13 protein-coding genes and 1 pseudogene are annotated in these 9,581 nt (G+C 36.8%); 11 read left to right on the forward strand and 3 right to left on the reverse strand.

Translation table 11 applies throughout. The annotated features are described in order from the left end of the window. The first annotated feature begins 95 nt into the window (after positions 1-95). The 4 genes from FTV30_RS14200 to FTV30_RS14215 all read left to right on the forward strand — a co-directional run bounded on the left by FTV30_RS14200 (position 96) and on the right by FTV30_RS14215 (position 2,899). Complete coding sequence (locus FTV30_RS14200) at positions 96-596, forward strand: hypothetical protein (protein WP_107010120.1); 501 nt, start codon at positions 96-98, stop codon at positions 594-596. Between the two features lie 81 nt (positions 597-677). Beyond that, positions 678-1,493 carry a hypothetical protein gene (locus tag FTV30_RS14205; protein ID WP_107010119.1) on the forward strand — a complete coding sequence of 272 codons (816 nt, stop codon included), beginning with the start codon at positions 678-680 and terminating at the stop codon, positions 1,491-1,493. 820 nt (positions 1,494-2,313) lie between these two features. Continuing rightward, positions 2,314-2,592, forward strand: a complete 279-nt coding sequence (locus FTV30_RS14210) for a type II toxin-antitoxin system RelE/ParE family toxin (protein WP_087704769.1) — start codon at positions 2,314-2,316, stop codon at positions 2,590-2,592. Between the two features lie 10 nt (positions 2,593-2,602). Continuing rightward, positions 2,603-2,899 (forward strand): HigA family addiction module antitoxin, encoded by a 297-nt coding sequence (locus FTV30_RS14215; RefSeq protein WP_213069658.1) that lies wholly within the window; start codon positions 2,603-2,605, stop codon positions 2,897-2,899. Positions 2,900-2,921: 22 nt separating this feature from the next. Here the strand turns inward: FTV30_RS14215 and FTV30_RS14220 are convergent, their stop codons facing one another. Both FTV30_RS14220 and FTV30_RS14225 read right to left on the reverse strand, forming a co-directional pair. Continuing rightward, positions 2,922-3,629 (reverse strand): tetratricopeptide repeat protein, encoded by a 708-nt coding sequence (locus FTV30_RS14220; RefSeq protein WP_107010122.1) that lies wholly within the window; start codon positions 3,627-3,629, stop codon positions 2,922-2,924. Between the two features lie 889 nt (positions 3,630-4,518). Next, complete coding sequence (locus tag FTV30_RS14225) at positions 4,519-4,926, reverse strand: conjugal transfer protein TraD (RefSeq protein WP_180001808.1); 408 nt, start codon at positions 4,924-4,926, stop codon at positions 4,519-4,521. Between the two features lie 280 nt (positions 4,927-5,206). Here FTV30_RS14225 and FTV30_RS14230 point away from each other — a divergent pair, with 280 nt between their 5' ends. The 6 genes from FTV30_RS14230 (at position 5,207) to FTV30_RS14255 (ending at position 8,297) form a co-directional block, all read left to right on the forward strand. After that, positions 5,207-5,362 (forward strand): hypothetical protein, encoded by a 156-nt coding sequence (locus FTV30_RS14230; protein WP_169031083.1) that lies wholly within the window; start codon positions 5,207-5,209, stop codon positions 5,360-5,362. Next, positions 5,362-6,291, forward strand: coding sequence for a MobA/MobL family protein (locus FTV30_RS14235; RefSeq protein WP_032491912.1), 930 nt, complete (start codon positions 5,362-5,364; stop codon positions 6,289-6,291). The genes FTV30_RS14230 and FTV30_RS14235 overlap by 1 nt, the downstream gene beginning before the upstream one ends. After that, the gene (locus tag FTV30_RS14240; protein WP_068550831.1) at positions 6,288-6,788 is read left to right on the forward strand and encodes a hypothetical protein; all 501 of its coding nucleotides are present in this window, start codon (positions 6,288-6,290) and stop codon (positions 6,786-6,788) included. Before FTV30_RS14235 ends, FTV30_RS14240 begins: the two co-directional genes overlap by 4 nt. 70 nt (positions 6,789-6,858) lie before the next feature. Further along, positions 6,859-7,155 carry a BrnT family toxin gene (locus FTV30_RS14245; protein WP_042087986.1) on the forward strand — a complete coding sequence of 99 codons (297 nt, stop codon included), beginning with the start codon at positions 6,859-6,861 and terminating at the stop codon, positions 7,153-7,155. Then, positions 7,145-7,360: a hypothetical protein gene (locus FTV30_RS14250; protein WP_042087985.1), complete on the forward strand. Its 216-nt coding sequence runs from the start codon at positions 7,145-7,147 to the stop codon at positions 7,358-7,360. The genes FTV30_RS14245 and FTV30_RS14250 overlap by 11 nt, the downstream gene beginning before the upstream one ends. A gap of 127 nt (positions 7,361-7,487) precedes the next feature. After that, positions 7,488-8,297, forward strand: coding sequence for a hypothetical protein (locus FTV30_RS14255; protein ID WP_108091266.1), 810 nt, complete (start codon positions 7,488-7,490; stop codon positions 8,295-8,297). A 793-nt stretch (positions 8,298-9,090) separates the two neighbouring features. On the opposite strand, the gene FTV30_RS14260 is transcribed toward FTV30_RS14255, so the two are convergent. Then, positions 9,091-9,438 carry a hypothetical protein gene (locus FTV30_RS14260; protein ID WP_159138984.1) on the reverse strand — a complete coding sequence of 116 codons (348 nt, stop codon included), beginning with the start codon at positions 9,436-9,438 and terminating at the stop codon, positions 9,091-9,093. A gap of 21 nt (positions 9,439-9,459) precedes the next feature. Between FTV30_RS14260 and FTV30_RS14265 the strand changes: the two are divergent. Continuing rightward, positions 9,460-9,570, forward strand: a pseudogene (locus FTV30_RS14265) (IS3 family transposase); the annotation flags it as partial. Positions 9,571-9,581: the final 11 nt, after the last annotated feature.

Here is a 9,581-nt window from a genome sequence, read left to right on the forward strand (position 1 = left end):
GACAGCTTTAAACAGCTTGCTTTGGAACAGTACAAACAACAGCAGAAATTAGAAAGAGAGCAACAGAAAACAATGAAGTTTAGAGGGATGAGCCGATGACACCTGATGAAAAAAAGCTATATGCACTGATGGCAGTTGCAGAACAACAGCAGAACCTAGTCAATCAGGCCGTTAAAGAGCTTCAAATCACGAAAGAACACATTCAAAGCACTATTGCTGGGCAAACCCACCACACTATATCAAAAGCGGTAAATGATGGCTTACAGGACGGTACAGCAGAACTTATTAAGACCGCTAAAGCGCTTGGACGCTTGAAAAACTCGATTGAATCAGCCAGTGATCAATTTTCATGGAAGTTAATCACCACTTTCTTAGGTGTTTTTTCAGTTTTCATACTGACTATGACATGGTTATTTGCATCTTATATTAAGCCTTTAGAGAATATTCCAAAGATCGAGAGTTTAAAGCAGCAAGGTATTCAGTTTGATATTCAAAGTTGTGCCGTTGGAGACGAGTCCAAGCCTTGCGTCCGAGTGATGAAAGAGCAGTGTGGCTATGGGAAGCATGGGGATTTATGCGTTATTGACCCCAAATAGCTGAATCTGAAAATGAAGGCTCTAAGCACTCATTTATAATTTTTATTATGTTTAAAATTAGTGGAAGTTAAGGAAATTATTATGTTAAAGCAATCAAGTTTAGAAAGAACAGAGTTTAAGGAAGAAGAACTTGCGCCCATTAAAAAGCTTGATTTGAATGATTTGAAAGTTCCTATGCCTAAAAATCTTGATCAGTTGCTGATTTGGACATCCGAACTTGCTCAATATAATTATGCTCAATTCCTTGACCAATCCGAACAGCTAAAACTTGTTGATGAAGACAATCTGGAAGAACAGGCGGAAATCAGTCAGAAGCTTAGGTTCTATAGAGGTAATGCGCTTATAGAAAACCAAATCAAAGATTTCTATTTGAAAAAGTTACTTGATCAAGGAGAGGCAACAGTCAAAGGTTATATTAAAAGTCCGACTAAGAAAAATACCCGATATGCTGTAATTTCTTATCATGACTATGATTTTGTAAGCTTTGCTACTCCAGAGATTCTTAAAAAATTTCCAGCCGATCTCATCAATTTCGTGCAAAAGGAAACACCTAAGACATTAGCGGACATATATCCTGAAGAAGCCGTGTTCTTATCAGCCATCAAAAAATTTATAAAACCTTTTAAAGAACAGTATAAAAAATTGGCTGATAAGAACAGGGAAATTAAGGAGCACAATACAGTTGCTCATAAAATTTATATAAAAATTAAAAATAAGGAAGCAACTCTGCAAAAGCCAACAGAGTCAAAGCCTAAAGAATCTAGTCCAAAGACTACTGAAAATAGTGCTGTCCCAGTAGAGATGAAGCAGGGAACCATTCAGAAAAATATGGCTCCACAAGAAAAGCCAATTACTGTAATTAAGAAGCGAAAATTTGCTTTAAACAAGGATAAGTAACTTGTAATTTAAAATTATAAACAAAAACCCCTCTAAGTCTTGCAACTTAGAGGGGTTTTCAAGTAAATTCAGCGGTACGCAGTTATTTGATGGAACTAACATCAAGTAACGAAGATCATAAGGTTTGGCGACCGTTATGATTTCACCAAAAGGCTTGTACCTGAACTCTATTTTCACAATAAACAGTGTTTATATCAAGCCTCAAAATGATAAGTCTTCGTTAATTCGTGTTTTAAACCATCAAATAAGCATCCTAGATCGAGCTTTGCCCGCTTCTGCGTGTCCGTTTTACGGTCGGCATGCATTACGTGTGGTAGGAATAAGTGTCACTGGCGTATTGTAGCTATAGTCGAAAGGCTAAACCGCTTACAGGGGAACTTCACATAGGCGGAGCGTTGGGAGTAGTTACATAGGACTTGTTAAGTTGCATGTTGGGGAAACCCTCGCAGAGATACAGGCAATGTAACGACAGGGAGCGCGTGGAGCGAAGTGCAAGACTTTGAGTCCTTGTCTGCATAGTCAGCAAAACTATGTGCGGATACGACCGATATACGTGGCTCCGAAGCCAAATATATACAGGTAAATCGGCAATACTTAGGGGATAGGTCATTTTTTTAAATGACTGCCCTTAGGGTGAGTATTGCCGAAACTCTCTCAACCGTTCACCAAAGCCAAAGCACGAAGTGCGACGCTTTGGGGGCGAGTTGAGAGAGTGAGCACATTTGTTTTTAAGGCTTTTGATTTTATTTGATTCTATATTTCTGTATAGTTTTACTGAACGAATTGCTGTATATTAAAACTATACAAAGGATGATTTTTTGTGATTGTAGATTTTAATCATAAGGGACTGGAACGATTTTTTAAAACCAGTTCTACAGCAGGTATTCAGTCTGTTCATTCAACCAAGTTAAAAAGACAATTAACTGCTTTGAATGAAGCGCAAAGCATTGATGAAATGAATTTTCCTGGATGGAAGCTTCATCCTTTGAAAGGTAAATTAAAAGATCATTGGTCAATCACTGTGAGTGCCAATTGGCGTCTGACTTTTATTTTTAAAGATGGTAATGCGTATATCGTGGACTATCAGGACTACCATTGAGGTGAATATGATGATGAATAATCCAGCTCATGCAGGTGAGTTAGTGTCAGAATGGTTAGATGGCTTAAAAGAAGAAGGACAAGCGATCACCATTACAGAACTTGCTGAACGTATTCAAGTGACACGTCCTTTACTTTCTCGAATTATTAACGGTAAAGCGCCAGTGACCGCAGATGTAGCTTTACGCTTGCATGATGCTTTGGGAATCAGTGCAGACCTGTTAATGCGTGTTCAATCTAAGTATTCACTTTGGATGGAATCACAAAAACAGCGTCCACAGATTCAACCATTTTTTGTTAATTGTTAACTAAAAATATTAATAAATTTTATTAATGTGGGTTTAGGATTCGGTATTCATCACAACCTTGTTGATTTCCATTGTCGCAGGATTGTTTAAACCACTTTTTAGCTGTATTTAAGTCCTTACCTATACCTCTTCCATTTAAGTATATAAGGCCTAAATTATACTGAGCGTCTGTATCCTCTTGAGCAGCCGCTTTCTCGTACCAAAATTTAGCGGTATTGAAGTCCTTATGCCCACCTTGGCCTTGAGTATACATAAAGCCTAAATTATTCTGACTCCTTATATCCCCTTGAGCAGCTGCTTTTTCGTACCAAGCCTTAGCGGTAGCAAAGTTTTGAGGAACGCCTCCACCATAGTAATACATAGTACCTAAATTATACTGAGCCTCTGCATGACCTTGAGCAGCCGCTTTTTCGTACCAAGCCTTAGCGGTATTAAAGTTTTGAGGAACACCGCTCCCGTTGTTATATATAACGCCTAGATTAACTTGGGCATCTAACTGACCTTGAGCAGCAGCTTTTTCGTACCAAGCCTTAGCGGTGGCAAAGTCCCGGGGAACATCTTCACCATAGTGGTACATACGGCCTAAATTATATTGAGCTTCTGCATCATTTTGCTGAGCTTTTTCTAACAGTATTTCAAATTGCGTTCTATCTGGTTTCGGATTGTCATCAACATCTGAGCAGGCTATCAATAATACCGTTAAAAATATTGATAAATTTTTCGTTTTCATATCGTTAAAATTTAATAAAAATAGATTTTTTAATGAGGGTTTATTCTCATTTTTTTAAATAGTTAAGCTATACCATTACTATTTTTAATCTTATCTGCAATAAGATAGCTTTCAGTAGCACTTAATATTTAGTTTCATATTACAAATGTTCTGATTCAAATATCAGAAATTTATTATTCGTTAGATGGTGTGCATGAAATACTAAGAATAGCTTATTTAAGTATTTTAATTTAAGTTTTCCTACAATTAACATAATGCAGATTATACGAAATGCTTTTTTTATTCCTTTAAAAATCAATTCCTTATATACTACTGAAAAGCCCATTTACCCTCAAATGGGCTTTTTTGTGGATTTTTCATGTTCCACGCTTAATAACTGATCATTGTTCCACGGTTTTAAGTAGCTTAACTGCATAATCAATTATTATTTTTTTCAGTCTTTTTACGCTGATTTAACACCTTTTGAGCTAAATTTTTTCCTAATTTTACATTTCGTATAATTAGGATCAAGTGAAAGATTTTTAATGAAATCAATGCAAGCATGTTAATATATTATTAATAAATACTTGTTATTTAAAAAGTTTTTGTGTGAAATCGATAAATCATGCAGAATAGAACTTATCAAACTATTCAAAGGCATATTTATGATGGAATACGTGGTTGATATGATGCGCCAATTTATCGCCCCATTAAAAGATCTAATCTTCGTTTTGTCTCTGTGTAAGAGTATTTTTCTTCTTATATTAAAGAGATACATTACATTCAAAAATGAACCGAGTATGACACTTAAAAAAAAAAAGATAGCGGATGTTAATATTCTCTTATGATCCAGCCCTACAAGGCTCATACGCTTATATTTTGCAGCTTATGAGCCGTTATTACTTCAATTTTAATTTTTACGCTGATTCAATGTATCTTGGCCTAAGTCTTTCCAAATTTCCCATTTCGCATCATTTGGATCAATTTCAGCAGTTTTAAGTAGTACTCCAAGCAATTCTGCAGGATCTCGCTTATCCAAGTTAGCAATTTCAAAAAGTGCACCTAATTGAATAAGATGCCTTGTACGTTTTTTACGTTCAGCTTCCTTTTCTGCATTCAGTAATTTTCTAACTGCTATTTTCTGTTTATTTGCTCGATCTATGGCTTTTTCAGCTTTGATTAAGGCGCTTAGTTTTTTCTCTTGGTCGGGTGTACGGTATTGGATTTTTGCTAATTCCAATAAAAGTTTTTGAGCATCACTTGGATTCTTTAAAGCAGAAATATACGTGATTTTTTCAGACAGCCAATCATTATTCATATTTGATTCCATTAATTCAGATACCGCAAAAGCACAGGCTCAATTCTCAAAGAACGATAACAAAATAATTACGTCCAATGTCCGCAATTTTGTTAAAGTTCGTTCTAGAGAAGTTCGCCTGTACTTCCATCAAAAATTTGATGGCGCGCTTAGACGTTTCTCAATTTCATTGAGAAACCTAAGCACGTTAGGGACTTCATCCCTAAAACCCTGAAACTTCTTTTTTCATTCAATTGAAAATTGAATGAAAAAAAGAAGTACCAACGCTAGGAGCAACAACATGCAACTAAAACAGGTATGGGGAAAGATCAAAGATATTATTTTTGGCGTGATCGCAGCACCGCTACTCATCCTCATTATGGTACTTGCTTCGATATTCGATCAAAGAGCGTTTAAGAAGGAACGCAACCAAAAAAAGGAACAGGATAAAACCTAATGGCGATTGCTCGTTTAAGTGTCAAAGTTGGTAAGGCAGGCAAGGCAGCACCGCATGCCGAATATATAGATCGGGACGAAGAAAAGAAGCTGAAACAGGAACAGGCAGAAACCGATCTTGAACATAGTGCTTATGGAAACATGCCGAAATGGGCAGAACATAATCCGATTAACTTTTGGCAGGCAGCCGACCTTTACGAGCGCAAAAATGGCAGTACCTATCGAGAATATGAAATTGCCCTGCCTAGAGAGATGAATGCCGAGCAACGCCTAGAACTGGTTGAGGACTTCATTCAGTCTGAAATTGGCTCAAAATATCCGTATCAGTTTGCGATCCATAACCCTAAAGCAATGGACGGCAACGATCAGCCTCACGTTCACCTCATGTTTAATGAACGTCTACAAGATGGAATCGAGCGAGATCCAGAGCAATATTTTAAACGCTATAACAGCAAGAATCCTGAACGTGGCGGAGCTAAAAAAGACAATACAGGCAAGACTTACCAGGAACGAAAAACCGATATTAAAGACCTACGCCAAAGATGGGCAGATTTATGCAACAGCCATTTAGAAAAACACCAAATTGACAGCCGTATTGATATGCGAAGCTACAAAGAGCAAGGCGTAGAGAAAGAACCCGAAAAGAAACTATTACCAAGCCAAGCTAAAGACCCTGAAATCAGGGAAGCCTTGCAACAGTCACGTATAGCCTATAAAGAGCTTGAGCAACTAGATTTAGGCGACCCTAAAAAAGACCTGAAAGACCTCAAAAACAGCCCAATTTCAGACAAAGAAATTAAACAGGGTATTGAGAGCTTTAAGGCTGATTTTGACAGCTTTAAACAGCTTGCTTTGGAACAGTACAAACAACAGCAGAAATTAGAAAGAGAGCAACAGAAAACAATGAAGTTTAGAGGGATGAGCCGATGACACCTGATGAAAAAAAGCTATATGCACTAATGGCAGTTGCAGAACAACAGCAGAACCTCGTCAATCAGGCCGTTAAAGAGCTTCAAATCACGAAAGAACACATTCAAAGCACTATTGCTGGGCAGACCCACCATACTGTATCAAAATCGCTAAATACGGGCTTACAGGAGGGTACAGCGGAGCTTATTAAGACCGCTAAAGCACTTGGACGCTTGAATAATTCAATTGAATCAGCCCGTGATCAGTTGTCATGGAAGCTCATTACCATTGTTCTAGGCATCTTTGCCATTCTGATGCTTGGTATCATTTGGCTGTTTAGTGTTTATATCAAACCTTTAGGCAATATCCCGCAGATCGAGAGCCTGAGACAGCAAGGCATCCAGTTTGATATTGGAAGTTGTAAAGTTGATGGAGAATCTAAACCGTGTGTCCGAGTGATGAAAAAGCAGTGCGGATATGGAAAAAATGGCGATTTTTGTGTCATAGACCCAAAATAATAAGAATATTTCTTATGCTAAAAGAAAATTCTTACTTAATTTCAATTCTACGAGAGGAAAAGGGGTAATCATGCCATTGATTGAATATTACGGCTTGTTATTTGAATGGCATGACCAAAAAATGGATTTAGTCTACAGAGGGCGTGAAATTACGTTCGAAGAAGTCTGTAGTATTTTCCTTGATCCTGCATTGATGTCTTTTGATGATGTAGGACACTATGACGAACAACGACTAATATCAGTCGGTTTAAGCAATCGTGGTAGACTATTAACAGTGGTTTGGGTTGAACGTGGAGATGTTGCGAGAATAATCACTGCATTTGAACCATCACATCACCAAAAGCGGAGGTACAGCAATGCAAAATGAATTAGAACGCTATAAAAATTTTGATCCTACCAATGCCCCATTGGTTAAACCTAGTTTTGTGAAAAAATTACAGGAACGTCACGCCATCGCTCAAGCAAAGGCTTTTGATGCTGATGTGGTGACATGGTTAGGTTCACAAGATAATGAAACAAAACAACATATTAACGATATGGTTCGCCATATTATGGCATTGAAACGTACTTAATTAGGTATGACCTCCCTTTTTTGTTTTAATGTTTGATTGATTAATTAGAAAGCTCATTTGGTATTCATACCAAATGAGCTTTTACTTTATAGTTTTTGAAGGATACGCCGTGGTTAAGGAAGTTGTTATGTTGAAACATTCAAGTTTGGAAAGAAAAGAGTTCAAGCATGAAGAACTTGCACTAATAAAAAAACTTGATTTCAACGATATTGAGATTATTAAGCCTGATAATCTTGGACAAATCTTAATTTGGACTTCTAAACTTGCTGAATATCATCATGCTCAATTTGTTGAATTTAGTCATAAGTTAGATATTGTTGATGAAATAGAAGAGCGAGAAGAGATTAACAATAAGATTAATTTTTATAGAAAAAGTAGAGTTTTAGAGAATCATATCAAGGATTTCTATCTAAAAAAGCTATTGGATCAAGGAGAAGCGACAGTAAAGGGATATATCAAACATCCGATTAAACAGGATACAAATTACGCTGTAATTTCTTATCACGGATATCATTTTGTTAGTTTTGCTACTCCAGAGATTATTGAAAAATTTCCCTTACATTTTATTGATTTTGTACAAAGTGAAACACCAAAGACATTAGCAGATATACACTCTGATGAAGCTGTACTGCTATCAACGGTTAAGAATTTTATAACGCCCTTTAAAGAACAATATAAAAAAATAAAGAGTAAAAATAAGGAGATCAAAGAACACAATACGGTCGTACATAAAATTTATATAAAAATTAAAAATAAAGAAGCAACTTTGCAAAAGCCAACAGATTCAAAGCCTAAAGAATCTAGCCCCAAATCTGATGAAAAGATTACTTTACCAGTAAAAATGAAGCAGGTAGCTATTCAGCAAAATATAGCTTCACAAGAAAAGTCAATTACTGTGATTAAGAAGCGAAAATTTGCTTTAAATAAGGATAAGTAAATTTGTAATTGTAAATTATAAAGAAAATCCCCCCTAAGCCTTGCAACTTAGAGGGGTTTTCCAGTAAATTCTACGGTACGCAGTTATTTGATGTTAACCCATCGAATAACGAAGATCATAAGGTTTGGCGACCGTTATGATTTCACCAAAGGCTGGTACCTGAACTCTATTTTCACAATAAACAGTGTTTAGATCAAGTCTCAAAATGATAAGTCTTCGTTAATCCGTGTTTTAAATCATCAAATAAGCATCATAGATCGAGCTTTGCCTGCTTCTGCGTGTCCGTTTTAGGGATTGGCATGCGTTGCATGTGGAGGGAATAAGTGTCACTGGTGCAACGTAGCGATAGTCGAAAGGCTAAACCGCTACAGGGGAATCTCACAAAAGCGGAGCGTTAAGAGTAGCTGTATAGGTTGGTTAAGTTGCATGTTGGGGAAACCCTCGCAGAGATACCGCCATACTTCGACAGGGAGCGCGTGGGAGAAGGTGCAAGACCTTTAGTCCTTGTCTGCATAGTCTGCAAAGCTATGTGCGGATACGACCGATATACGTGGCTCCGAAGCCAAAAGAATATGCGGTAAATCGGCAATACTTAAAGGATGTGTCATTTTTTTAAATGACCGCCTTTAGGGAGAGTATTGCCGAAACTCTCTCAACCGTTCACCAAAGCCAAAGCACGAAGTGCGACGCTTGGGTAACGAGTTGAGAAGTTGAGAGCATGTGCTTTTGCTTTTATAGGTTTTTATATTTTTATAGAAGAGCTTTTGAGAAGCTTGTTCTGCTTAGGCTATTATTAAAATCCAATTCTGTTTGTATTAATAATAATGTTATTAGAATATTTTCCTCTGACATCATCGCAAACAGTTGTATAGCTATAATATTCATAGGTTTTTAGAGTACCAATAATATAGCCTCTTTGAAAAATAGGTTCCCATTGATTAGTAAATGGGCTCAAGAAAAGACCTTGTGAACATTCAATCGCTAAATTATTTTTCACTACATTATTTTTAGGATTTGAGTGAACTTCTTTTATAGAAAAATATCTAATATCATTATTATTTGGTGCTGTTTTGATTGAATTTTTGTCTACATATATTTTAGAAATCTCACCTTGAACCGTACCGGGTTTGTCGGAGACCAAGCTTTCTGAGAGAATGTCCCGATGAAAAAAGTAAAATATACCCCTGAAATCAGAGAAAGAGCGGTTCAATTATTGATTGAATCCGAGAAAGATTATCCATCGAATTGGGCTGCGATCACCGCTATTGCTCCCTGAGCAGTATA

This window comes from Acinetobacter sp. YH12255, from assembly GCF_013417355.1.
Taxonomy (GTDB): domain Bacteria; phylum Pseudomonadota; class Gammaproteobacteria; order Pseudomonadales; family Moraxellaceae; genus Acinetobacter; species Acinetobacter pseudolwoffii.

Excerpts from the sequence above, each read along its gene's own strand:
- FTV30_RS14250 (WP_042087985.1), top strand. The coding sequence starts at position 7,145 with ATGCAAAATGAATTAGAACGCTATAAAAATTTTGATCCTACCAATGCC.
- FTV30_RS14200 (WP_107010120.1), top strand. The coding sequence starts at position 96 with ATGACACCTGATGAAAAAAAGCTATATGCACTGATGGCAGTTGCAGAA.
- FTV30_RS14225 (WP_180001808.1), bottom strand. The coding sequence starts at position 4,926 with ATGAATAATGATTGGCTGTCTGAAAAAATCACGTATATTTCTGCTTTA.
- FTV30_RS14215 (WP_213069658.1), top strand. The coding sequence starts at position 2,603 with ATGATGAATAATCCAGCTCATGCAGGTGAGTTAGTGTCAGAATGGTTA.
- FTV30_RS14240 (WP_068550831.1), top strand. The coding sequence starts at position 6,288 with ATGACACCTGATGAAAAAAAGCTATATGCACTAATGGCAGTTGCAGAA.
- FTV30_RS14205 (WP_107010119.1), top strand. The coding sequence starts at position 678 with ATGTTAAAGCAATCAAGTTTAGAAAGAACAGAGTTTAAGGAAGAAGAA.
- FTV30_RS14255 (WP_108091266.1), top strand. The coding sequence starts at position 7,488 with ATGTTGAAACATTCAAGTTTGGAAAGAAAAGAGTTCAAGCATGAAGAA.
- FTV30_RS14220 (WP_107010122.1), bottom strand. The coding sequence starts at position 3,629 with ATGAAAACGAAAAATTTATCAATATTTTTAACGGTATTATTGATAGCC.
- FTV30_RS14245 (WP_042087986.1), top strand. The coding sequence starts at position 6,859 with ATGCCATTGATTGAATATTACGGCTTGTTATTTGAATGGCATGACCAA.
- FTV30_RS14235 (WP_032491912.1), top strand. The coding sequence starts at position 5,362 with ATGGCGATTGCTCGTTTAAGTGTCAAAGTTGGTAAGGCAGGCAAGGCA.
- FTV30_RS14230 (WP_169031083.1), top strand. The coding sequence starts at position 5,207 with ATGCAACTAAAACAGGTATGGGGAAAGATCAAAGATATTATTTTTGGC.